Source organism: Chitinophaga sp. 22308 (assembly GCF_052045305.1).
Taxonomy (GTDB): Bacteria; Bacteroidota; Bacteroidia; order Chitinophagales; family Chitinophagaceae; genus Chitinophaga; species Chitinophaga varians_A.
Window position 1 is genome coordinate 274,488 of the sequence record NZ_JBQEOP010000002.1, and the last position, 25,237, is coordinate 299,724.

The following is a 25,237-nucleotide window of genomic DNA, read 5'->3' on the forward strand; positions in this document are numbered from 1 at the left end:
TCCGTTCTTTATCTTTACAAAGAAAGAACATTTTTCTTGCAAAAACAACGAATTCGTTTTTAATTATACCGAATTCGTTTTATTTTAAAATAACTGATTTTTCAATAAAATATTTCTAAAGATGACTCCTTTAGTGGAACTGATAGCAGCGTGGGAAGCATATGCCGGTCAGGCTGACAAGCCTGCCGTGACTGACTTTTGCGCGCAATACCTGCGGAAACAGGCAAAGAAAAAGAAGGACAAATCCAAAGAAAGCCCGGCGCCCGACATGGACGGCCTTATCTCTGAACTGATTGGCAGGATGAGCGGCATGCACACCATCTATGCTAAAATCATGATGAAGGAGTGGCCCGATATCGAACTGGAATGGTTTTATCTGCTCAATATCATCAAATACAAAAAAGAAGCAAGGAAAACAGATATTATCAGTCTCTGTATGATGGAACAGTCCACCGGCATCGACATCCTTAACAGGATGAAAAAGAAGGCCCTTATTACAGAGAAAAGCGATCCGGCCGACAAGCGTGCGAAGCTGATCAACATTACAGAAAAAGGGAATACGCTGCTGCATAAAATAGGCAGCAGTTTATTCAAAGTGTCCTATATCCTGTACCATGATGTGGAAGAAGAAGACAAACAGGCGCTTATCCGCATCATCGGTCAGGTACATGCCCGCAGCCGGCCACTGTTGGCCGAAGGCCGGCACCGGAAACTGGATGATATCCTGGTGGAACGTTACGGCAAGGCTGCACTGATGGAAGTAGGGGACGCTTTTGCTCAACTGGTGAAGCAGCGGGAAAAAATGCTCGCTGAACGCCGCAAAGAAGAGCCTATTGACGATATTATCCGGTCACTGTATAAATAATCTGAAAAATGCCTGCCCATTCCTCTGTCAAAGAAATACCGCAATACGGCCTGGAAGAATCCCGGCAATTGCACCGCGTGCCCGGCAACCCGTCCGCGTTTGGGTACAATAATCTCGCCCCGTCCGCGCGTATAAAGGGCTTTGAGCTGTATTCCAGCGAAGGCGTGCGGGCACAAATGGGCCCACTGAAATCGGACTATTACCGTATCAGCATCTCCGTGCGCGGCACCACTGAAATACAATTGGGACTGGAAGACTTTACTCATGGTAATGGCACCATCAGCTTCACTTTCCCCGGGCAGATATTCAGTAAGCGGGGCCTGAGCGATGATGCCTTTGGTTATTACCTGTTGTTTGAACCTGGTTTTCTGGAAGATATTATTGCGCCCGACCGTATCCCGGTGGAATTTCCCTTCTTTGCCTTTGCCGGCGAGCCGTTTATGCAGTTGTTGCCGGAAGAACTGGAGATCACCGTGGATTTTGCCGAACGGATGAACGCAGAGCTGCAACGGCACCAGTCCGGCCATGATAAAGCCGTGCGGATGTACCTGTACCTGATGCTGCTGGAGCTGAAACGCAGCTATCTGCGCCAGGGCTTCGACGTCACCGAACGGGATAACAAGCCCGCTTACCTCGTGCCACGTTACAGGAAACTGGTGAGTGAACATTTCCTCACCAAACGCAAAGTGGCGGATTATGCAGCCATGCTGGGCGTTACGCCCAACCATCTGAACAGGGCTATCCGGGAACATACCGGTCATACCGCCTCTGAAGCCATTACAGACATGCTGGTACGGGAGGCCAAGGCGGCATTGCGTTATACGGACACCACTATCGCCGGTATCTCCGACCGGCTGCAATTCAGCGACCCTGCGGGTTTTAACCGCTTTTTTAAAGAGAAGACGGGGCTTACGCCGCTGACTTTCAGAAAAAATGCCGTATCCGGTTAATTTTATGCAGCATCCGGTTAACGATGTTCTGTCTTTTATGCGCCAATTTTACAGCATAAAAGAAACACAATATGTCTGCTTCATTTGAAAATTCCCGTATAATCATCGCCGGTGGTTCTTCCGGCATCGGACTGGCCACTGCCGCTTTACTGACCGCTGAAAAAGCCCATGTGACCATCACCGGCCGTGCTGCCGAACGTTTGCAGGAGGCGGCTAAAGCCTTTCCCGTGGCAGCAACGGCAGTCGTGGACGGTAACGACCGTCCCGCCCTCGATCAGTTCTTTGCTGCGCAAAACAGTATCGACCACCTGGTGATTGCCCTGAGCGGCGCCAAAGGCGCCGGTATGTTCAAAGACCTGTCGCTGGACGATCTGCGGGCCGGTTTTGAAGGCAAGTTCTGGCCCCAGTTGCAAACCTTACAGGCGGCGCTGCCCTATATGCGGCCCGGTGGCAGCATTACCATGATCACCGCCATCAGCGCCACTGCTAAAAGTCCCGGTACATCCGGACTGGCCGCCATCAACGGCGCCATTGAACTGATGGTGCCGGGATTGGCGAAAGAACTGCAACCCTTACGGATCAACGCTGTTTCGCCCGGCGTGGTGGACACGCCCTGGTGGGATTTCCTGCCGGCAGATGCCAAGGCAGACACCTTCAAGGCCTATGCCGACCAGCTGCCTACCGGCAAAGTGGCTGCTGCCACCGACATCGCCGAAGCAGTGCTCTTCCTGATGCGCAACAGCAACACTACCGGCACTATCCTCCGTTGCGACGGTGGCTTCAGCCTGTGATCAATAACAGGTCAGGGGTACATTGTCACCCCTGACCTGTTTATTTATAATCCCGAACACCCTTGCCACGCAGGCCTTTCAACAGCAGACACCGCTTTTGCGGAACAGTGGTCAGGAATGGAAACTACCCATAACAGAAAACCTGTCATTACCACGTTGATGGTTAATCGTTAAGCCCCGGAAACTTATTCTCTCCTTTGAACATAATCCCTTTTTTACTGTTGTAGTATTTGCAATGATACTGCAGCGGAGCCGATGTATGTAGTGGCAGGTATCATCCCCGAATTCTCAGGACCGACATGCATATAGCGCAGCAAAACTATTTCGGATGCAATCGGGCATTCGCAGGATTTTTTTTGTCCTGTTATTACCTGGCAAAAGCCATTATTTCCCGTCTGCTGTAAGTATGTCGGAATCCCCCGGCAATGAAACCAAGTTATTGTACAAACCCAGCTATTATGGTAAAGAAGCTGTCCATTTTTGTAAATGTTCAGAGTGCTGTTTCCTGTGTAAAACAATTGTGTTGCGTGCTGCTGTTGCTGTTGGCCACGCATGAGATGAAAGCCCAGCAATGTACCGGCTCTTTAGGCGATCCGGTTTTTAAGGAGACCTTTGGCGAGGCGGCTTCGGCTGTCAAACCAACATTGGGCCCTCCGCTGCCGGCAGGCATCACCACCTACACCTATTACGCGCCCGGCGTAGGGTCCAGGCCTACCGGCCCTTATCCCGGCCAGTATACCATCAGTAACACCACCCGGGGGTATAATAATACTTACTTCGTGGACCGGCCGGACCATACCAGTACCGACGGCCGCGGCTTTTGTATGGTGGTGGATGCCAATGCCACCCCCGACAAGTTCTATGAACGCACCATCACCGGCCTTTGCGCAGGCACCACTTTTGAGTTCTCCGCCTGGATCATGAACATCAATCCCTCCTTCGGTGTAGCACAGCCGAGCCTGCGTTTTGATATCATGGATGCCAATAATCCCAATGGTGCGCCGATTGCATCAGTGTCTACCGGGTCCGTACCCTATCAGTCGCCAGGCACCTGGGTGCGGCAGGCGGGCATTTTTCAAATGCCGTCTACTACCAGCGCGGTGATCCTCCGTATTTTCAGTAATACCCCCAACAGTAATGGTAATGACCTGGCGCTTGATGATATTGCCTTTGCGGCTTGCGGCCCTCCAATATCTTTCGGTCAGACTACTGGCGTGGTTTGTGCCGGCGGCACCGGTGGTTTCTCCGTAAGCCTCCCCGCCGGAAGTTATTCCAACTATTATTTCCAGCTACAGAAAAGGGCGTTGGGCACCACCACCTGGGCCAATGATGGTGGGGTGATCAACAACCTTGGCAACAACCAGTATACGTTCAGCGTTCCCAACGCCCAGGCAGGTTTTGAATACCGTGTGGTGGCAGCGGGCGGCATGGCGGAAATGAACAACGTTAGCTGCCGCGTGGTGTCTAACCCGGCAGAACTGAAAGTGATCGATTATACCGCCAGCATTGGCGGGCCTTCTACGATATGTTACAATACCAGTGCTACGCTGACGGCCACCGTTACGCCCAAAGCAGGTACCGGTACCCCAACTTCCGGCTTCACTTATGCCTGGGAAACCAGCGCTGACGGCGTTAGCGGCTGGACCGCCGTGCCCGGGCAGACCGGCGCCACCCTGAACACCGGCGCGCTCACCGCCAGCCGCTATTACCGGGTAACCGCCACCGTTAGCGGATGCTCCGGTGCCGGCGCCTCTAATCCGTTCCGGGTCATCGTCAATCCCAATATCGTTGTCAACGTAGGCGCGGTGAACCCTGTATGCCAGGGTACTCCTTTATTCGGCATCCCCTATACTGTAACATCCGGTAATCCCAATGCCTTCAGTATTACGTCAGCAGACATGCCAGGCTTCAGTCCCGTTACCAACGCCACTTTGGGCGGTTCCCCGATCAATGTGGTGATCCCTTCCAATGTGGCGCCGGGTACCTATCACTTTACCCTTACTTTCACACATCAGGCCACTGGTTGTTCGGCGTCCTATCCGGTTACGCTGAATATCAGCCCTACACCTACCACAGCTGCTGTAGGCCCCAATCAACAACTATGCGGCACTGGCAATACCACCCTTACCGGTAACACGCCTGTCAACGGTACCGGCACCTGGACACAGGTAAGTGGCCCGGGCATTGCTACGTTCGACAACCGTCAGTTGCCCAACGCCAACGTGTCCGGACTGGTAACCGGCACTTATGTGTTCCGCTGGACCATCACCAGCGGCGCCTGTCCGCCGTCATACGCCGATTTACAGGTGACCGAATATGGCAATACCACCCTGCCCGATGCCGGCCCAGACTCTACCCAGTACAATTCCGGTATCTTCCACATGCAGGCCAATACACCGTCTGTAGGCACCGGCAAATGGGTAGTGATCAGCGGCAACCCGGTGATCGCAGATGTAAACGACCCACATACGACGATCACCATACCACCCAATACCAGCGCTACGCTGGCGTGGACTATTACTAACAATGTATGTCCGCCGCTGCCCGACCAGGTGACCATTACCTATGTTAGTCGCGCTAACATACAGGCCACGAAAGAAATACTGGAGCAAGGCCCTTATATCGCCGGCCAACCCCTCGTATATCGTATCGTGATCACCAACGCCGGTCCGAGCAACGCCACTGGTGTGAAGATCACTGACCCGCTGCCTGCCGGATTTACAGCCAGCAGCGTTACCGTGACGAATACAGGTGCGGCACAGATAACCCAGAACAACAGCACCAATACCAATATTGATGTAACGGCAGATATCCCCACCGGCAACGCTACCATCACCATCACCGTATCCGGGAAAATCAATTCCTCTTTTGATGGGGACCTGACCAATACCGTAACGGCAGTATCACCAGTGGTGCCTGACCCTGACGGGGCTACCGCCACTGTAACGGTGCCGGTCATACGCCGACCTTATTTTGAAGTGGCGAAAAGCGCCCCTGCTACGGCTGTTGCGGGAGAAGCCATCACTTTCGGCATCATTGCCCGTAACACCGGACTAGGTGATGCCCGCGCTGCCGTGCTGACAGACGTCATTTCTTCGAAGCTGTCCAATGTTAGCTGGACCGCCACCGCCACCGGCAAGGCAACCATCATTTCTGGTGCCACCGGCACCGGCAACAACCTGCGTATCGTGGCAGATTATCCCGGTGGTGACACGCCCGCCGATACCGGTAAGGTATATATCAGTGTAACCGGTACCGTGAATGCCAGCGCCACCGGCAGCATCGACAACGTGGCCACTGTTACGCCCACCGAAACGTCCGTAGGCAGTGTCAACTCTAATACCACCAATACTATTATCAGCAGCACCCCGGGCCTGGTGATAGACAAGAGCCGCACCACGCCGGTGATCGCCATCGCGGGTACACCTGTGCAGTACGTCATCACGCTGATCAACAACGGCCCGAGCGATGCCGTAGGTACCGTCATTACCGACGCAGTACCAGCTGCGGTGCAACAGGTGCAATGGACCGCCACTGCACAGGGCAGCGCCGCGGTGACTGCCGGCGGCTCCGGCACCGGCAACCAGATAAGGGTGACCGGCAACATCCCAGCAGGGTCCTCCAATATTATCACCATCCGTGTTTCCGGCGTTATCAGCGCCGATTATTCCGGTACGCTCTCCAATACCGCCACCGCTACGCCTGCTGAACCGGGCGTGCCGTCAGTATCAGATACCGACGTGGCCACTGTACAGAAAACCGTGAAACTCACGATTGTGAAAAACGGTCCGGCAACAGCTATTCCGGGCGGACAAATCTCTTACACGATAGATGTGGAAAACGAAGGGCCTTCCAATTCCACTGCCACCACGATCACCGATGTGGTCCCCGCCGCGCTGTACAATGTCAGCTGGACCGCCAGCGTGATCAGTGGCACCGCCAATATCACCAGCGGCGCTACCGGCACCGGTAACCAGTTGAGCGTGACCGCCAACATGGCGGCGACAGCTACTATCCGCATCGTGGTACAAGGCACCATTTTACCGCCTACAAACTATCCTATCCGTAACACTGCCGTGGTAACCCCGTCGGAACCCGGTTTCCCGCCAGTGACCTCCAATGAGGTGGTCACCACCGTGACGCCGCAAGCTGCGCTGACTATCAGCAAAAGCGGCCCTGATACCGCTACTGCCGGTAGTTCGGTGTCCTATATTATTACCGTGGGCAACAATGGCCCGAGCAATGCACGTAACATGCAGATCACAGACGCGGTACCGGCCACCCTGCAACAGGTGACCTGGACGGCGGTGGCCAACGGTAATGCCACTATTGCCAGCGGTGTCAATGGCAGTGGCAATAATATCTCTCTCGGCGGAGATATCGCCGCCGGCAGTGGAAATAATATAGTGATCACCGTTAGTGGAAAACTGGACCCTGCTTTCGCGGGGACACTGACCAACACGGCCATCGTAGTGCCTTCCGAAAGCGGCAGCACCGGTGATACCGCTACCAAACAAACGGTCGTTAAACGGCTGCCGCAGGTGACCATTACCAAATCCGCCGTGGATGGCGTACTGGCGGGCGACAGCGTCACATATACCATAGAAGTGGCCAATGTGGGCGCTTCAGACGCGTTGAACCTGGTGGTAACTGACGTGGTACCTTCCGCATTAAGCGGCGTGCAATGGACAGCCCGCGCACAAGGACTGGCCACTGTCACCGCCGGCGGCAGCGGTACAGGTAATAATGTACAGGTGACCGGCAATATACCTGCGGGCAGCGGCAACAAACTGCTGATCACCGTCACCGGTAAAACTGATCCTGGCTTCTCCGGCAATATCATCAATCACGCCACCGCCACGCCTTCAGAGCCGGTACCTCCGGTAACGGCCACACAGACCGTAGTGGTGAAAAAACTGCCGGCTATCCGTATCACCAAGGCTGGTCCGGCTTCCCGCAAGGCAGGCGAACGTATCACTTATTCCGTGACAGTCACCAATACCAGTGTGTCCAATGCGGACAACCTGGCTATTGAAGACCTTGTGCCGGCAGCGGTGACACAGGCTACCTGGACTGCCACTGCCAGTGGCGGCGCTGTGATCAACAGCGGCGGCACCGGTACCGGCAATGCGGTGCAGCTGAATGCCAACATCCCCGGCGGCGGCAGCAGCAGCGTACTGGTGACTATCACCGGTATTGTTGATCCGTCTTTCTCCGGCACCTTCACCAATACTGCTACGGCACAACCTTCAGAAGCAGGCGCCCAGCCAGCTGTATCGGCACCGGTGGTGACGACAGTGGTGCAACAGCCATCGCTGCATGTGGTGAAAACCGGTCCGGCTACGGCCAATGCCGGTGAAAACGTGCGTTATCTGTTGACCGTAACCAACACCGGTCCTTCCAATGCGCTCAGCGCCGTCATCACCGATCAGTTGCCGGCATTGCTCACCAACGTCAGCTGGACCGCTACCGCCACCGGCGGGGCGGCAATCCTCTCCGGCGCTGCCGGCACGGGCAACAGCCTGGAGGTGATAGCCAATGTTCCGGTGACAACCGGCATCGTGAATATAACCGTAACCGGTACCATCCCGGCAGCAACGCTTGCCGGCACCATTAAAAACGTGGCTACCGCCGATCCTCAGGTTTCTGCGTTACCGCCAGCGGTTTCCGATACTATTACTACCGTGATCAGCCAACGGCCGAGACTCATTATCCAGAAAAATGCGCCGGCCAACTGGAGCGCCGGTGAGTATATTATTTATGGTGTAAAAGTGGAAAATGCCGGTCCCAGCGACGCCCGGGCCGCCGTGATCACAGACGCCATCCCGGCTACGATCATCAATCCTACGTGGACTGCCATCGCCAGTGGTACGGCCGTTATTTCCAGCGGCGCTACCGGTAGCGGTAATCAGTTGAATGTGGTGGCCGATATACCGGCAGGCAGCGGCAACAGTGTGGCCATCCTCATCGCGGGCAAGGTACAGACCGACTTTGCAGGGGTGATCACCAATACCGCCACAGCTACGCCGGCAGAGCCTAATGTGCCGCCGGTAAGCTCTAATGTATCTACCAATATCAGCCGCAAGGCGGCCCTGAAAATTCATAAAACAGGTCCTGCTGCTACCACGGCGGGTAACAGTATCGCCTATACGCTGGAAGTGATCAATAATGGCCCAAGTGATGCCAACAACATCACTATTAAAGATGCTATCCCTGCAGGCATACTAAACGCCACCTGGACAGCCACTGCTTCAGGCGGCGCCAGTCTGACCTCCGCGGCTTCCGGTACGCAGGACGTACAGGTAACGGGCAACATCCCTGTTGCCACAGGCGCTAAAATTACGGTGCAGATAAATGGCAAAGTAGATCCTGACTATGCATTGCCGAACATCACGAACGTGGCCATCGCGCTCAATGATCCATCATTTGCCACTCCGGTGGGAGATACTTCTTCCGTGGTAACGACCATCAACCGGGTGGCTAACCTGCGTATCGTGAAGAGCGGGCCTGCCAACCAGGGCGCCGGTGAACCGATGCAATACACCCTGCTGGTGCAGAATGATGGGCCGTCCAATGTACAGGGTGCCCGTATCCAGGACGCACTGCCGGCAACATTGCTTAACGGCACCTGGGTGGTGACCGGCACCGGCGGCGTAGCTAATATTACACCCGCCAGTGGCACCGGTAATGTGGATGTTACCGCCGATCTGCCGGCGGGCAATGGCATCCTGCAGGTAACGATAACGGGTGTACTCAGTCCGGCTGTTGTAAATGGGACCACTATCATCAACACCGGCACTGTGTCACTGCCAGCCGGCAGCGCGATCACAGACCCGAACCTGTCGGATAATACCAGTACAGTGACAACTGTGGCTGACAATGATCCGGTGGTGCGTATCGCGAAAACCGGTCCGGCCGTGGTGAATGTGGGCGATTCCATCCACTACCGCATCGTGGTGACCAACGGCGGTTCCGGCAATATTACCGGCGCCCTGATCACCGACCAGGTGCCGGCAGATGTGACGGTTACCTCATGGGGCGCAGCAGCGACCGGTACTGCCACCGTAACAGGAGCCACTTCCGGCAATAATAATACTATCAGCACTACTGCCGATATCCCTGTGGGAAGCGGTAACATGATCGTCATCCTGGTGGATGGCATCGTCAACCCAACATCCAATACTACCTTCACCAATACAGCGGTGGTGGCAGCAGGTACTAACAAAACAAGTTCCATCACCACCACCGTTAACCAGTCCACCGATGTGAGCATCGTGAAGAGCGGCCCGCAACAGGTGACAGCCGGTGAAACGGTAAATTATACGCTGCAGATATTTAATGCTGGTCCGATGAACGCACCGTCACTGGTCATCACCGACCAGGTACCGGCTGCCATCACCAATGTCACCTGGAAAGCTGTGGTAACAGGCACCGGGGAAGTCATTGGCGCACAGGAAATAGACAGCGCCGGAAGTAATATTATCATCCCCGGTAAATTATCTGCCGGCAGTGGTAATTACATCACCGTATATATCAGTGGTACCGTGAGCGGCAGTGCTGCCAGCGGCGGTATTGTCAACACCGCAAATGTGGCGGTGAACGGAGTGACCGATTACAACCCGGCCAACAATACCAGCACGGTCACCACCACCGTTGGCCGTCATACCGGTTTGCAGATACGTAAGAGCGGTCCTGTGCAGGCGCAGGCAGGCAATACCATTACCTACCAGGTGGTGGTCACCAACAGCGGCCCTTCTGATGCAACAGGCGTGAACATCAGCGACCTGGTGCCGGCCACCGTGGAAAACGTAAGCTGGCAGGCGGTCGTAACCGGTGCTGCGGCTGTTACCGGGCCATACAGCGGTACTGGCAATAATGTAGCCACTACGGCCGATATCCCTGGTGGCGCCGGCAACAGCGTGGCTATCACCATCACGGGCACACTGAATGATGATTTCTCCGGCAATGTGCTGAACGTGGCTTCTGCCGGCAGCAGTGAATCACCAACCGTGAATGACCAGGTCAACACCGTTGTGACGAAACAGTCAGACGTGCAGCTCCGCAAGAGCGGCCCGGCTACCATCACTGCCGGTGACAAGATCAGTTATCTGATCACGGCAACAAATAACGGCCCTGCGTTCGCACGTGGCCTGCATATCACCGATACGATCGACTCCCGCATCACCGGCGTGACCTGGACCACCAGCACCACCGGCAACGCCACCGTTACTGCCGGCGGCACCGGCAGCAGCAACCAGATCAGCGTGACTGCTGATATCCCGGCTAATGACAGCGCCAGTGTCACCATCATTGTCACCGGCACCCTGAATGCCGATGCGACCAATACCATCAGCAACACGGCCACCGTCACTTCTCCGGACCCGCAGACACCTACCGTCGTAACACCACCGGTAATCACGGTAGTAGAGCAACGCCCTGAACTGACCATCAGCAAGAGCGGTCCGCAGGCACTGAATGCCGGCGAAATGATCAGCTACTGGCTGGAAATCACTAATAAAGGCCTGAGCAACGCCACCCAGGCGGTTATCAGCGATCAGGTACCTGCCATGGTGAAACAGGTGAGCTGGTCTGTGCAGTCCACCACCCCAGGAACGACAGTCACCAGCGGCGCTACGGGAACCGGCAATAATGTACAGGCAGTGGCCAATATCCCCGCCGGCGGCACGCTCCGGCTGATGATACAGGGCAAGGTGGATTCTACTTTCTCCGGCGAGATTGTCAACACCGGTATTGTAACACCGGCAGAACCAGGCAATGAGCCCGACTCATCTGAGATAGAAACCGAAATAGTACTGAAACCATCTGTGCAGATCGCCAAATCCGGGCCGGCAGCATTACAATCCGGTCAAACGATCACGTATACACTGATTGCGAAGAACGATGGCCCCAGTATGGCCACCAACGCGAATATTCTCGATGCGGTGCCTGCGGCGGTCAATAACGTGAGCTGGAGCGCCGTGACAGCAGGTAATGCGCAGATCGTTGGCGCCGCCACCGGTACCGGCAACCTGGTGAGCCTCACTGTGAATATTCCGCCGGGCGCTTCCAACAGTGTAACCGTTACCGTGAATGGTACGGTAAGCCCGTCCTTCCGTGATACGCTGAATAATACCGCGATCATTACACCTGCAGAAAACGGTGCCCTGCCTGATACGTCAGCACTGGTGCAGACCGTTATAACGGCCATGCCTAAACTGCATATCCAGAAAGATGGCCCGGCTACGGCTACTGCCGGTCAACCGATCACTTATACAATACTGGTGAACAACAGTGGCCTGAGCAATGCGGTGAATTTCGCCGTAACAGATGTGGTGCCGGCCACGCTTACGCAGGTAAGCTGGAAAGCGGTGCGCAACGGCACCGCCGTGATTAAAAGCCCGGCATCCGGTACCGGCAATAACATCACACTGACAGGTGATATACCGGCCGGCAGCGGAAACAGTATAGTCGTTACCGTTACTGGCAATGTGGCGGCCAACGCCAGTGGCAGTATTGTCAATACCGCCACCGTGACGCCGGCTGAAACCGGCTCCACGCCTGAATCTTCTACCGTTACCACCCGGCTGGTGACGCAGTCGGCAGTGAGGATCAGCAAAACCGGTCCGGCCACTATGATACGCGGCGACCAGGTGACCTACGTCATCAGCGTCATCAACAGTGGTCCGAGTGATGCTATCAATGTGGATATTACCGACCTGATACCGTCTGTGCTCAACAACGTCACCTGGAGCGCAGCGCCATTCCGCAGCACGGTTATCAACAGCGGCGCCATTGGTAGCGGCAGTAATGTGAAAGTAAATGCGAATATGCCGGCAGCAGATACCAGCGGCCTGACCATCCAGGTGAAGGGCACGGTGGCACAGAATGCGCCTTCCGGCAGTGTCAGCAACACCGCCCACGCCATACTTAATAATATGGGAGGTAAAGATGTTCCTTCCAATACAGTGGTAAGCAACATCGGCAGCGCTACTGACCTGATCATGGTGAAAACAGGCCCGATGGAAGTGTTTACCGGCAGCCAGGCTATCTACCAACTGACCATCAGCAACGACGGACCGTCTAACGCTGATAATGCAACGGTAACGGATATACTGCCTGCGGCTTTAACACAACCGGCAGTGACGGTACTGTCTGTGTCCGGCGGCGCGGCCAATGTACAGACGGCGTTAAATGGCAATACCGTGAATGCTACGCTGGGCACTTTCCCGGTTGGCGCTAAAGTGGTATTGCAGGTGACCGCTACCGCAACAACGCCTGGCAGCATACAAAATACTGCGATGGTAAACACCCCTGCGGGCACAGCAGATGAAGACAGCACTAACAACAGCAGCACGGCCACCACGCTTGTTCGCGCCAAATCAAAACTGGACGTGGTGAAATCCGTAAGCCCGGCCAGCGGTCCCTACAACATCGGACAGGTAATCAGCTACACGCTGCAGATCAGTAATACCGGCACCGCCGGCGTAAACCCGGTCGTAGTGCTGGATACGCTGCCGCCGGCAAGCGTTGTCAGCGATCCGGTGTACAGCAATCCGCCTTCCGGCAATATCGTTTACAACAGCACCACCCGTGTGCTGCAATGGAACGCCGGACTGCTGCGGGCCGGTGAAACCCGCACCTGGAGCTATGATGTAACGATCACCGGTCCCGGTAACAATGTGCGCAATATCGCCGTAGTGACCGGCCCGCCGGACGTGAGCATCCCGGATACGTCCATCGTTACCATCAACACGGAAAAATCCGCTAACCTCAAAGTGGTGAAACAGCTGACCAGCACACCACCGTTTAGTGTGAACGATGTATTGACGTTCACCATCACTGCCACTAACAACGGACCAGACAAGGCTACCGGCGTGGTAGTGCAGGACCGTCTGCAAAGCATGCTGGGCAGACCGCTTACGCTCAATGCCAGCGCAGGCACGGCGACATACGATATTGCTGCCGCCACCATCAACTGGCAGATACCGGAACTGGCTGCCGGCGCCAGCGCCACGCTTACCTTCACGGTGAAACTGATGAGCGCAGATGACATCGCCAATACGGCCACCATCAGCGGCAATGAAAAAGACCCCGATATCAGCGACAATACATCGGTCATCGGCCCGATAAAGGTGACCGGGGAAGATATCTTCATTCCGAACGTGGTAACGCCGAATGGTGATGGTAAGAATGATAACTTCTTCATACCGGGACTGAGCAAATTCCCGGGCTCGGCGCTCTACATCTACAACCGCTGGGGCAACCAGGTGTACCAGAGCAAGAACTACGACAACAAGTGGAACGGCTACGGACTGAGTGAAGGCACCTATTATTACATACTGGAACTGCGCACCGAACAAGGTATAAGAAAATACAAAGGATGGGTCGAACTAATGCGATAAGTACATTTGCAACCAAAAACAAAGAGGCAGCAATGATTTGCTGCCTTTTGTTTTTTTTACATCTATCTAAAACTTACAACGATGGGATGTTAACAACATCTTCTTTCACAGGTTCATAGTTGATCGCTGTGGCAATGGCTTTGAATTTTTTGGACTCCACGCCCAGTACGGCGCCTTCCGGTGTCCAGGTGTGCAAGGGGCCGCCTCTGAAAGGCAGGTCCGGTGTTACCCATAAAGTAAGCGGGCCTGTTTTGCTTTGCACGTTTACTTCCTTGCATACAAAACCGAGGATGGTGCGTGTATTGTTGCCCGTGCGGGTTTTAGCCGGCTCGGGATGGTCTTTTTGTGTGAGCGTTTTTTTACCGCCGGATTCTGCCAGCGCCCAGGCTTTGCCGGTGGCGCCATCTTCATAAAATGCGATCTCGTTATCGCCCATCTGGATTTTTACATTGGCCCCTTCTTCTGTATGCAGCTCTTCCGGTTGCTGACGGCTGATCTTCGACTTGTTACCCTTAAAATACAGCACTTCCTGGCTGCTGGCCGTTTCCGGTATCATGTCTTTATACTGAAGCTGATCGGGTTTAAGGGAAGCGTGCAGGAACATAGTGAGGTCATAATGTATTACACCTTGTGTTTTGTCTTGTGCTGCGGCAGTAAATCCGGTGAAGAGGAAAGTCATGAGCAGCATGATGTGAGTGCGTTGCATTGTTACTTGTTTTTGGATTTCGGAAAATGTCTGAATTTATAGATGCCGCTGAGCAGGAAGTACTGGCCCAGCGCGTTGTTTTTGCGGTCTTCGATATAGCCGTTGCCGGTAATGCGGTTAATGCCTGCGTTGTTGTTCAGCAGGTCTTTTGCTGATAGTTGCAGTGAAAAGTGTTTACCGATTTCTTTGTTGATACCTGCATTCAATAATAAGATGGTGTTGTTGTACCCGGCTGCCAGGCCCAGGGCAGAAAAGCCTTCCAGGCTGGTTTCGAAAGTCATGTTCCATGGCAGTACCACAATGCTTTCGATACTGTAATTGAGCAGCCAGTTCTTTTCGGGCAGCCCGTTGCGGATAGCAAATCGGCGGTTGTTCCAGGTGGCGCTGCCAGAAACATTAATGCTGACGCGGTCTGCCGGATAGTAATTGACATGTACATCAGGCGCCAGTGTGAGGATGGTGTTACTATTGGCTTCGCCGTTATTATACAGTGTATTGCGCGAATAGGTGCCGGTGAAGCCAAGTGATACCGAAGAGTTGCGCGGTGCAATGGTGATGCTTTTGCCGGCGGTGAGGTTAGCCTGGTAGTTGCCCCGCACGTTCACCGGAATGATCAGCTGTTGACCGGTATTTTTATCGATGCTGGTGCTGTCGGTGACCTGGCTGCTGTACCAGTTGAACCCGGCGGTGGCATACATGGAATTACCGGAGGACGGTGCCACCTGGTTGAATGATAATGACCACCGGTGGCTCTTTTCCTGGTCCAGCAGCGGATTGCCGCGGCGTACATACAGCGGGTCGGTATTGTCTGTCAATGGCTGGAGATTGCTGACGGCGGGCGTAGTAGCGACTGTATTGTAGCGGAATATCAGTCTTTCTTTGTTGTTGGTTTTATATTCCGCATAGGCTTCCGGCAGCCAGGTACGGAACTGCCGGTCGATGGTATAGCCTTTCAGGCCAGAGTGCCCGTAGATTGTGCTATACTGCCATCCGGCGCCGACGGTATAACGGAAACGCTTATAGTTGCCGGCCAGCACTGCTTTGGTGGTCTGTTGCCATTTGCGGGTGTTGTAGTTATCGCTGTACAACGGATCGATGTCGTCGTATGTGCCGCTGCTGCTGCGGTTGCTGGTTTGCCGGTCGTACGTGCCGTCGGAGTAGTACAGCTGTTGCCCCAGTTGAAGGCTTAATGGCCGTGATAACGGCTCCGTATATACGATATTTCCGCTGATGGCCGATACTTTGGATTTGCTGGCCATCTGCTGATCGATGTGGCTGTCTTTTTCTCCTGTAGGAAGATGAAAGAAGGTACTGTTGGACCGGTTCTGTAAGAGGGTGTTGTTCTCCAGGTATTCTGGTTTGGCGGTGAGCATCAGCGTGCGACCGGATTTTGCCAGGCGGTGGCGCAGTTGCACTTCCATGGAGCCGAGACGGTTGTCGCCGCTACTGTGCGTGTTTTGATTACCGTCATTGAGCAGGGTAGTGCCGTCTGCGGTATAGGAGCGGAAGGCGCGGTCCTGGCTGTTATTAAAATGGTTCAGGTCCGCATGCGGTAACAGTTTCAGGGCAGTATGGGTGTTTAGCGGTGTTTCCACGGTGAAGTCTATACGCTGGTTCATGTTGTAGTTGGTGGTGTTGCCGTTCTGCAGGTAGTTATAGGCCGTGTCGGTCAGGCGGTATTGCCGGGCGTAGTCGTAGTTGTTGCGGGCATCTGTTTCATTGAAGAAATAGCTGCTGCGCAGTTTGAACCCGTTGTTCCAGTCGTTGTTGAAGTTAACGCCTCCGAACCGGGTATCGGTGAGACCGATGGGGCGGGCTATTTCCGCGAGGGCTTCGGGTGTGCCGGTAATTTTCACGCCTTTCATGTTCATGAGTTCTGACAACGCCGCGGGTGGCAGGTTGTTGAACATATCGGGATTGGAGCCTGCCATTTTGATCAGTTCAGCCGCGCTGAAGCCGGATTTATTCACATTGTTGCCTTTCAGCAGGAGGGACAGCTGCATGTCGTTGAGGAAGCTGTTGGCGTTGACGCCACCTTCGTAGCGGTCCATGGTGCCGGCACCGGCGCTGGCATTACCGAAGTAGCCGCGTTTCCGGTTCTTTTTCGTGACGAGGTTGATGGTTTTTGTTTGTTTGCCGTCGGCTACGCCGGTGAATTCGGCCATATCGCTTTGTTTGTCCAGTATCTGCACTTTATCGATCATGTCTGCGGGCAGGTTACGGGTGGCCACGGCGGGGTCGCTGCCGAAGAATTCCTTGCCGTCTACGAGGATGCGTTGTACGGTTTCGCCCTGCGCTTTGATGCTGCCGTCGCGCTCTACCTGTACACCGGGCAGTTTGCGGAGCAGCTCTTCCACCACCGCATTGTCTTTTGTCTTGAATTTATTGGCGTTGTATTCAATCGTGTCGCCTTTCATCTGTACCGGTGGCGTATTGTCTTTGATGGTGACGGCCTGCAGTTGCATACTGGCAGCTTGCAGCGCGATAGTGGCGGGCAGTGCGGGAAACCGTCCGGCAGGGACACTGAAGGAAAGGGTACTGTCAGCATAACCGAGGCTGTGCAGATGCAGCTGATAATGCCCGTCAGGCAGGGAGAAGGTTACTTTTCCCTGTGTATCGGTCATGGCTGTACGAATGACAGCTGTATCATGGAGGGAAGTAATTTTAACAGATACGCCGGCCAGTGTTTTCCCGGTGGCAGCGTCGCCGGTTTGTGTTTGTTGCCGGTGCTGCTGGGCGATTGTTATCTGGAAAGACAATAACAGGATGGCCGACAGGTATATGGAACGCATCAATTTTTTCATGCGGTAAAATTACCGGGCTGCAGGCGGGGAATAGGTTAACGAGTATGTATATACTCTTAATGAGTGTTAAAAAATCTTGTGAACAGGTCCTGATGGATTCAGGTTGATAAATGATGAAGCAGGCTATGGAACATGAGTCCATGTTTTTTTTCTATGGGGTGTGATTTTTTTGTTTCTCCTGCGAATAATATAACCGGGGGATGTAAAGATTTAGACGAGTAACTTAAATCCGCGGCCGCGTACGTTCACGATTTGGATGTTGCCGTCCTGCTGGAGGTACTTGCGCATCCGGGTGATGTATACGTCCATATTGCGGGCGTTGAAAAAGCTGTCATCTCCCCAGATGCTGAGCAACATGTCTTTGCGGGAGGTGATGTTATTGACATTGTCGGCCAGCATTTTCAGCAGATCGGCTTCCCGTTGGGAGAGGCGTCGTATTTCTCCACCATGGTGCAGTTCCTGCCGGGGGTAGTCGAACAGGTAGCAGCCCAGCCGGACCTGGCCCGGTTTGATTTGGTGCTGACCTGGATGCTGACCCTGGTCCTGGCCTTGACGCTGAACCTCACCTTGACGCTGAACCTCACCTTGATGCTGGCCTTGACTTTGATGCAGACCTTGATTTTGATGTTGCCCTCGGCTCTGATCCTGACTTAGACCCTGATCCTGACTTAGACCCTGGCCTTGATCTTGGTCTTGGCCCGGGAGGGTTGCTGGTGCGGTAGGGGCGAGGGTGCGTTTCAGCAGGGCATGAATGCGGAGTATCATCTCTTCCATACTGAACGGTTTTTTTATATAGTCGTCGGCGCCGGCGCGAAAACCTTTCAGCACGTCCTGCACTTCGCTTTTGGCGGTGAGGAATATCAGCGGGGTATGGGTATCGGTGGCACGGATTTCCTGTACCAGTGTGAGCCCGTCTTTGCGGGGCATCATGATGTCGATGACACATACATCGGGCCGGTGCTGGCGGTATAGCTGCCAGCCTTCCTGTCCGTCGGCGGCATAGATCACCTCAAAACCTTTCATCTCCAGCGTTTCTTTTACAACGCCGGCGAGTACGGTTTCATCTTCTACCAATAATAAACGTATCTGTTGTTTCATCATTTTGCCAGTTCAATAGTGAATATGCTGCCTTGTCCGGGAACGCTGGTTATTATTTGCCGCCAACAATAAACCTATCTGTTGTTTCCTCATTTTGCCAGTTCAATGGTAAATGTGCTGCCTTGCCCTGGAACGCTGTCTACTTTGATGGTGCCGTTTATCCTGTCCAGCAGGCTTTTAACATGGCTGAGACCCAGCCCGTACCCTTTGACCGTATGCAGGTTGCCCTGTGACACGCGGTAAAACTTATCGAAGATGTACGGCTGATGGGCTTTGTCGATGCCGATGCCGTGGTCTTCGATGGTAAACCGGTAATGTTGCGGTAACTCGGTGACGGTCAGCACTATCTTTTTAACAGCCGAAGGCGTGTATTTGATCGCGTTATCCAACAGGTTGGATAAAACGGTCCGTATGGCGGCTGGCTGGGTAAGCAACTCGTTATGGGCCACCTGTATGGTGGTTTGTATTTGTACGCCGGGCAACCCGGAGAAGCGCGCCCCGACCGTTTTCAACAGCTCCGGGATAGATACCTGGCTGGCGGCTTCCTGTGGCTCGTCGTCATGTTCCAGCCGGGTGAGGGCCATGATGTTGTCTAACAGCCCCTGTAGTTTATGTAGCTCATCCTGTTCCAGCCGCAGGTAACGCTCTGTCTTTTCCGGGTCTTTACTGCCCCCGAAGGTCAGCAGTGCCTCATTGGTAGCGGTGAGAATGGCCACAGGTGTTTTTAGTTCATGGGTGATATTGCTGATGAAATCGTTTTTCATGGTCTCCAGCTTTTTCTGCCGGATGATAATCCGCCACAGTACCCATATGCAGCCGGTGATGAGCAATATCATAAAGAATGATAATACCAGCGGCCATAGTATTTTCACCAGCAGGAAGGTGCCGGCGCCCTGGAACTGCGCCACGATGGTCCGCCGCGATTGCAGGGAGGTGGAACGGATAACGGCCACGTGCTCATCGGCCGTAATAGTGGTGTCCTTATCTATAATACGAATGGTAAAAGGCAGGGCGATATGCCGGTTGTCCAGTTCTTCCCGGTAGTATTTATTCAGCAGGGCAGTATCTATTTTAACGATGTTGCTAAAGGCAAAAATACTGGCGAGGAACTGGTTCATGTCCGTGCCAACGTCCTGTAGCCGGAAATTTTGTTGAAATACAGTGCTGTTTCCTTTTTGATTACTGTCAAGGGCGATCACTTTCACCTGGCCGGTACTGTCTGAAAGGGGAACAGTATCGGTGACGTTGCCGGCGCTGAACTGGAACGTATGCTTATGACGCGAAACCCGTAGGGTGTCTTTTCGCTGTAGCTGGCCTTCAAGTTGTTTCACGGAACCGATCACGGCACGGTCATAGGCTTTTTGCAACCCGTCAGACACCACCTGCACAAAGGCAGTCTGCTGCCCCAGCCAGGCTGTCCGAAGCCAGTATAACTGAAAGGCCAGCACCGCCAGCGCGGTAGGGATGGTGATCCACCATATCCGTTTAACAATGAAATCCATCCTGCAAAGATAGCTGAAGCCACTATGCCCGCAACGCCGGATTAACACTCATTAACACTTTTGCAAGGATGATTAACAAACGAAAAACCGCTCCGTCCGTCCCGTTGCGTAACACCCCGTCCCATGGCCTAGTCATCCGTCCCAAAGGTTTGTTGTTCGTCATAACTAAATGAAAACCAGTTGGTAATGGTTTAGTATTGTGTCGTGTTCATCACGGGGCACTGACAAAATTCAAGACATATGTACCGCAGTTTTTGTTTGTTTTTTTTCTTTTTATGCATGTGGCTGACCGCCCAGGGGCAACAGCAAATCACCGGCATGGTCATCGATGTGAAAGGTCAACCGGTAGAAGGCGCCAACATATATATTACCGGCACCCTCGACGGGGCCTCTTCCGATAAAGCCGGGAAATTCAGTTTTGCGACAACACAAAAAGGCACCGTCATCTTAGGGGCCAGTTATATAGGATATAAAGATTTCAGGCTGACCGTGCCGGTAGACCAGATGGGGCAGTTGAAGATCGTATTGCAGCCCAGGGAGAAAGCCCTCGAAGAAGTAGTGGTGCGGGCCAGCACTTTCAGTCTTGGAAAAAGCCGCACCCTGGAAAAGCTGGATGCGCTGGACGTCGTGATGACAGGCAGTTCCAACGGCGATATCTACGGCGCGCTGATGTCGCTGCCAGGCACCCAGAAAGTGGGAGAGGACGGCAAACTCTATATCCGTGGCGGTGACAACCGCGAAACCCAGACTTTCATTGACGGGATGCACGTATTAAGCCCTTATTCCATTACCGCCCAGGACATGCCGGCCCGCGGCCGCTTCTCCCCTTTTCTTTTCCAGGGGATCAATTTCTCCCTTGGCGGGTACGAATCAGAATTTGGGCAGGCGCTGTCCGCCGTGCTGCCTATGGACACCAAAGATGTGGCCGGAAGCACTAAGGCAGGCATTAACTTCTCCCCATTGAGCGCCGGCGGTGGCGGTTCGGTGGCTTTCCGTAAAAGTTCCCTTTCGGCCAATGTGAATTTCACCGACCTCACATTGTACAACAAGGTGCTGCCCGACCGCTACTCCTGGAAGAAACCCTATCAGTCACTATCTGCGGAAGCGCAATATAAAACCGCTGTAGGCACAAGAGGGGTATTTAAACTCTACACCGCCTATGACCGTACCGCCTTCATCCGTACGTTTGCTGATACCCTCGATCATGTTCCGCAGCGCGATTTCCGGCTGCAGCAGGACAACTACTACCTGAACGCAACACTGAAAACGAAGACCCGTCATAATACCCACCTGTTCTTTGGCGCCGCCGGGTCGTATGTGGACAACCGTTATGACAATGCGCGGTTTCAGCGCGACAGCTACCATCAAAATGAACAGGAGCTGCACTTGAAAGCCAGGCTGGAGAAAAACATCGTGCCCGGTTACCGCCTTAGCACCGGTATGGAAGCGTATCTGCGTGGCTACCGCGCCGTTTATCACGATACGCTGCAGCAACGGCTGCGGGACCAGCAGGTGAATTATCAGCTGTATGCCGCCTTTGTGGATAACCAGGTACGCGTGCTGCAGGGACTGTATGCCAATGCGTCCGGAAGAATGGAATATGCGCAGTTCAGCAGCGCCTGGAATTTTTCGCCAAGGGTTTCGCTCAACTATCTCGCTAACCGTTTCCAGGTATCGGCCATCTGGGGCAGGTACTATCAAATGCCGGACAACAGCGTGCTGGCAGCGCCGCATGAAAATATGCAACAGTCGGTGGCTTCCCATTATATACTGGGCGCCTCCTATGAATACAAGGGCCGGCTCATCAAAGCAGAAACCTATTACAAACAATACGACCAGCTGGAATTATTACAGCAACAGGTGTATCACGCTAACGGCTATGGTAAAAGCACCGGTTTTGACGTGTATTTCTCAGATGAGTCTTCAGTGCCGCACCTGAAATACAACGTGTCTTATTCGTATAATGATGCTGCGCGGTTGTACCGGGACTTTCCCGTGATGTCCACGCCGCTGTTTGCCTCACGGCACAATGCGCGCATGTCAGGGAAGTATTATTTCCCGGCACTGAAAACCTATGCCGGGGTTACGGCTACCTACGCCAGCGGGCGGCCTTACCGCGACCCTAACCGCGACGGCTATATCAATGCTGTTGACAAAGACTATTTCAGCCTGGATGCCAATCTCACTTTCCTGGTCAGCAAGCAGGTGATCCTCTATACCTCCTGCGGCAATATTACCGGAAGGCAAAATACCTACGGTTACCGCTATGCGCCGTCGCCCGATGCTGCAGGTGTTTACCAGGGCGCACCGGTGATGGCGTCCCGCAACAATTTTTTCTATATCGGAGTGTTCATCTCGCTGAAGAGCAGCTCCGCCTACGACGTTTCCAGTTTTTAATCAACCTAAAAAAAGAACAAAAATGAAAAACATGTTCGCACTTTGGATTTTATTAACCATGACAATATCCGGTTATGCCCAAAACACGATCAACTGCGAAGAACAGCTGCAGCTGGTGTTAAACAAAGTGAAAGAAGAAAAGGATATGAGCGGGGTGTATAATCATGTGAATACTTTAAAGCGATTATCGGGCCTGTGCCCCGGAGAATGGCTGCCGGACTATTACATCGCTTATCTAGACCTGAAACTGGTGCTGAGCAGGAACACCGACAAACCGGCGGACCTGTTACAGGAAGCGGCCGAAAAGCTGTCCCAGCTGAAAGGCAATGCCAAAGCCAATGCGTCTGAGGTATACACACTGGAAGGATACTATTATTACGCCATGATAGCGCAGGACCCGGCGGTGAACGGACAGAAATACTACCGGGAGGTGGTGGCCGGTTATGAAAAAGCGATCCGGCTGGACCCCTCCAACCCGCGGCCACAGCTGCAGTTGGCTATCTTCCAAAACCTGATGGCAGCCTTTATGAAACAAACAAACAGCGGTTTTTGTGATAAACTGCAACAGCTGGAACAGACTTTCCGGGACTTTAAACCAGCCAGCGCTGCGGCCCCGGCCTGGGGACTGCCTGAGCTGCTGCATGTACGGCAAAACAATTGCCACTAGTGGATAATTTCCTGGAATGCGGGCACAAAACTCCGTGATACCGGAATGGGATAATGCTCATAATCTTTTAGCATGATCTTATAGCCGTTGGAGTTACCGGTAGCGGTTTTGATGTGGGTGAGGTTCACGATAAACGAACGATGACAGCGGAACAACGTTGGCGCCTGTACGGTTTCAAGAATGGTGGTAAGGGTGTTACGAATAACCGTTGACGTTACCTGCCCGTCTGTATAATGATATACATGCACATGATTTTTCACGACTTCGAGGAAAAGAAAATCGTGCAGGCTTATCTGTAGCGGCGCTTCCGTGATATTGGCAGAAGGGAACACCAGCTCCTGTGAGGGGTTGGTTTCCTGTAGCTGCTGATCGCTGCGGATGATACTGTCCATATGATGGCGCATGGCCCGGTGGTAGCGTATGGCAATGACCGCTGTCACCGGGAATATGCCTACGGCGACGGTGATCAGTAATACCCGGAACAGGATCTCCAGCCGTACCAGCAGTTCGCCGTTTCTGAAAGCATAGATGTCTTCAAAAAAGAAAAGAAATATCAGCGTATTGAAAAAAGCCAGCACCAGGAAGACGGTGAGGATGTAGACCGCCTCGTGAAAGATGGTCCACCTGCCAATACGGTGTTTCAGTATTTTTCCCTTGAGAATATAGTTACAGCAAAACAGGCTGCCGAAAGTGGCAATACCAAAGGGAAGAGCGCCCAGCAGTTTGTTGCCCCGATACTGGCTGAAGCCAAAAGGCTGATAAATAAAGATTATCAGGCTGACCAGGATGCTGATAATAAGAATACTGTTGAGCCTGACGAATTCAAAGGGATATTTTCTCCGGAGCAATTGGTTGACCTGCTGTAACATGACGCAAAAGTAGGATTTCTTGCCGTAATAGCGCAGCTGGCGGAATTTTAAAAGAATCTGCCTTTTTTCGTTTCTTTGCGTTATCAAGCAGCATCTTTTATGAAAAAAGCCGAGGCAACAAGACTGAATATTTTACAAAAGGCATTTGAACTGATCTATGTACAGGGATATCAGACTACCAGTATAGATGAAATACTGGCCACTACCCAGGTAACAAAAGGTGCTTTTTATTACCATTTCAAAAATAAGGATGAAATGGGGCTGGCTATCATTAACGAGCTGCTGAAGCCTTCGTTTGCTGCAGCTTTTATACAGCCGCTTGAGAAAAATACCGATACGCTGAAGGCTTTATACGATATGATGTATGAACTCCTGATGAAAAATGATTTCCTGAAAGTGGAATACGGATGCCCGGCATCCAACTTCACGCAGGAAATGGCACCCTGGAACAAGGCTTTTACCAAAGCGCTGAACAATCTCTCAGAACAGTGGAAACATGCCATTATCAATGCTGTGGATACCGGTAAGAAAAATGGGATGATCAGTTCAGCAACGGATGGGGAACAAGTGGCGGTTTTTATGATGTCTGGCTACTGGGGCATCAGGAACCTGGGAAAACTGAAAAACAGCAAATCTGTCTACCAGGTCTATCTCAAACAATTAAAAAACTACCTGGAAACCCTGCGATAAATTTTTTTGACAAAAAACATACTATGTGGTATGTTTTTTTCTATACCTTTACCGCGACAAAAAAACTTACAGACAATGGAGACACATTTCACGCTGGCCGGCGCCCTGTGCGCTGTAGGAGTCGCTTTGCTTTTTATAACGCTTATGTCAATGGTCCGCGAACAATATAGGCAAACTATCAATGCCCTGATCATTGCCGGTGCCGGTGCTACTTACTGGAGCGGCGGACTGGGGTTCTATGAATTTCCACTCGGCGTTATTATGATCTTCCTCGCGTACAAAGGTCTTAAAAACTATCACTACATCGCAGCGGGGTGGCTGGTACACACTGTGTATGATATTTTACATCATTTATACGGGAATCCTATCATTCCGATGGCGCCTTTGTCATCAGCCGGATGTGCAGTGTGCGACCCGGTATTGGCTGTATGGTTTTTCCTGGGCGCACCCGGTATTTTCAATTACTTCAGAAAAAATAAAAAACTGGCCGTTTAAT

General features: G+C 53.1%; 13 protein-coding genes. 8 read left to right on the forward strand and 5 right to left on the reverse strand.

Going from position 1 to position 25,237, the window contains the following annotated elements:
- The first annotated feature begins 121 nt into the window (after positions 1-121).
- The 4 genes from ACTJJS_RS07855 to ACTJJS_RS07870 all read left to right on the forward strand — a co-directional run bounded on the left by ACTJJS_RS07855 (position 122) and on the right by ACTJJS_RS07870 (position 14,008).
- Positions 122-865 (forward strand): MarR family winged helix-turn-helix transcriptional regulator, encoded by a 744-nt coding sequence (locus tag ACTJJS_RS07855; RefSeq protein WP_440663207.1) that lies wholly within the window; start codon positions 122-124, stop codon positions 863-865.
- Between the two features lie 8 nt (positions 866-873).
- Positions 874-1,815: a helix-turn-helix domain-containing protein gene (locus ACTJJS_RS07860; protein ID WP_440663208.1), complete on the forward strand. Its 942-nt coding sequence runs from the start codon at positions 874-876 to the stop codon at positions 1,813-1,815.
- A 71-nt stretch (positions 1,816-1,886) separates the two neighbouring features.
- Positions 1,887-2,606: an SDR family oxidoreductase gene (locus ACTJJS_RS07865; RefSeq protein ID WP_440663209.1), complete on the forward strand. Its 720-nt coding sequence runs from the start codon at positions 1,887-1,889 to the stop codon at positions 2,604-2,606.
- Positions 2,607-3,064: 458 nt separating this feature from the next.
- Positions 3,065-14,008, forward strand: coding sequence for a gliding motility-associated C-terminal domain-containing protein (locus ACTJJS_RS07870; protein WP_440663210.1), 10,944 nt, complete (start codon positions 3,065-3,067; stop codon positions 14,006-14,008).
- 73 nt (positions 14,009-14,081) lie between these two features.
- Here ACTJJS_RS07870 and ACTJJS_RS07875 read toward each other — a convergent pair whose 3' ends face one another.
- The 4 genes from ACTJJS_RS07875 to ACTJJS_RS07890 all read right to left on the reverse strand — a co-directional run bounded on the left by ACTJJS_RS07875 (position 14,082) and on the right by ACTJJS_RS07890 (position 20,118).
- Entirely contained in the window at positions 14,082-14,714 is a 633-nt protein-coding gene (locus tag ACTJJS_RS07875) for a GLPGLI family protein (RefSeq protein ID WP_440663211.1), read from the reverse strand.
- A 2-nt stretch (positions 14,715-14,716) separates the two neighbouring features.
- Positions 14,717-17,518, reverse strand: a complete 2,802-nt coding sequence (locus tag ACTJJS_RS07880; RefSeq protein ID WP_440663212.1) for an outer membrane beta-barrel protein — start codon at positions 17,516-17,518, stop codon at positions 14,717-14,719.
- Between the two features lie 210 nt (positions 17,519-17,728).
- Positions 17,729-18,619, reverse strand: a complete 891-nt coding sequence (locus tag ACTJJS_RS07885; protein ID WP_440663213.1) for a response regulator — start codon at positions 18,617-18,619, stop codon at positions 17,729-17,731.
- Positions 18,620-18,705: 86 nt separating this feature from the next.
- A complete protein-coding gene (locus tag ACTJJS_RS07890; RefSeq protein WP_440663214.1) occupies positions 18,706-20,118 on the reverse strand; it encodes a sensor histidine kinase in 1,413 nt (470 codons plus the stop codon).
- Positions 20,119-20,358: 240 nt separating this feature from the next.
- Between ACTJJS_RS07890 and ACTJJS_RS07895 the strand changes: the two genes are divergently transcribed.
- Both ACTJJS_RS07895 and ACTJJS_RS07900 read left to right on the forward strand, forming a co-directional pair.
- Positions 20,359-22,515, forward strand: a complete 2,157-nt coding sequence (locus ACTJJS_RS07895) for a TonB-dependent receptor (protein ID WP_440663216.1) — start codon at positions 20,359-20,361, stop codon at positions 22,513-22,515.
- A 22-nt stretch (positions 22,516-22,537) separates the two neighbouring features.
- Positions 22,538-23,182 carry a hypothetical protein gene (locus ACTJJS_RS07900; protein ID WP_440663217.1) on the forward strand — a complete coding sequence of 215 codons (645 nt, stop codon included), beginning with the start codon at positions 22,538-22,540 and terminating at the stop codon, positions 23,180-23,182.
- Here the strand turns inward: ACTJJS_RS07900 and ACTJJS_RS07905 are convergent.
- A complete protein-coding gene (locus ACTJJS_RS07905; RefSeq protein WP_343743934.1) occupies positions 23,179-24,051 on the reverse strand; it encodes a LytR/AlgR family response regulator transcription factor in 873 nt (290 codons plus the stop codon). The genes ACTJJS_RS07900 and ACTJJS_RS07905 overlap by 4 nt on opposite strands.
- A 99-nt stretch (positions 24,052-24,150) precedes the next feature.
- Between ACTJJS_RS07905 and ACTJJS_RS07910 the strand changes: the two genes are divergently transcribed.
- Both ACTJJS_RS07910 and ACTJJS_RS07915 read left to right on the forward strand, forming a co-directional pair.
- Entirely contained in the window at positions 24,151-24,741 is a 591-nt protein-coding gene (locus tag ACTJJS_RS07910) for a TetR/AcrR family transcriptional regulator (protein ID WP_440663218.1), read from the forward strand.
- 75 nt (positions 24,742-24,816) lie between these two features.
- Positions 24,817-25,236 (forward strand): DUF6010 family protein, encoded by a 420-nt coding sequence (locus ACTJJS_RS07915; protein WP_440663219.1) that lies wholly within the window; start codon positions 24,817-24,819, stop codon positions 25,234-25,236.
- The last annotated feature ends 1 nt before the right edge of the window (position 25,237 follow it).

What these genes read in the sequence shown, in the direction of transcription:
- ACTJJS_RS07905 (WP_343743934.1), bottom strand. Translation starts at nt 24,051, where the DNA reads ATGTTACAGCAGGTCAACCAATTGCTCCGGAGAAAATATCCCTTTGAA.
- ACTJJS_RS07900 (WP_440663217.1), top strand. Translation starts at nt 22,538, where the DNA reads ATGAAAAACATGTTCGCACTTTGGATTTTATTAACCATGACAATATCC.
- ACTJJS_RS07865 (WP_440663209.1), top strand. Translation starts at nt 1,887, where the DNA reads ATGTCTGCTTCATTTGAAAATTCCCGTATAATCATCGCCGGTGGTTCT.
- ACTJJS_RS07915 (WP_440663219.1), top strand. Translation starts at nt 24,817, where the DNA reads ATGGAGACACATTTCACGCTGGCCGGCGCCCTGTGCGCTGTAGGAGTC.
- ACTJJS_RS07875 (WP_440663211.1), bottom strand. Translation starts at nt 14,714, where the DNA reads ATGCAACGCACTCACATCATGCTGCTCATGACTTTCCTCTTCACCGGA.
- ACTJJS_RS07890 (WP_440663214.1), bottom strand. Translation starts at nt 20,118, where the DNA reads ATGGATTTCATTGTTAAACGGATATGGTGGATCACCATCCCTACCGCG.
- ACTJJS_RS07895 (WP_440663216.1), top strand. Translation starts at nt 20,359, where the DNA reads ATGTACCGCAGTTTTTGTTTGTTTTTTTTCTTTTTATGCATGTGGCTG.
- ACTJJS_RS07870 (WP_440663210.1), top strand. Translation starts at nt 3,065, where the DNA reads ATGGTAAAGAAGCTGTCCATTTTTGTAAATGTTCAGAGTGCTGTTTCC.
- ACTJJS_RS07860 (WP_440663208.1), top strand. Translation starts at nt 874, where the DNA reads ATGCCTGCCCATTCCTCTGTCAAAGAAATACCGCAATACGGCCTGGAA.
- ACTJJS_RS07855 (WP_440663207.1), top strand. Translation starts at nt 122, where the DNA reads ATGACTCCTTTAGTGGAACTGATAGCAGCGTGGGAAGCATATGCCGGT.
- ACTJJS_RS07880 (WP_440663212.1), bottom strand. Translation starts at nt 17,518, where the DNA reads ATGAAAAAATTGATGCGTTCCATATACCTGTCGGCCATCCTGTTATTG.
- ACTJJS_RS07885 (WP_440663213.1), bottom strand. Translation starts at nt 18,619, where the DNA reads ATGATGAAACAACAGATACGTTTATTATTGGTAGAAGATGAAACCGTA.
- ACTJJS_RS07910 (WP_440663218.1), top strand. Translation starts at nt 24,151, where the DNA reads ATGAAAAAAGCCGAGGCAACAAGACTGAATATTTTACAAAAGGCATTT.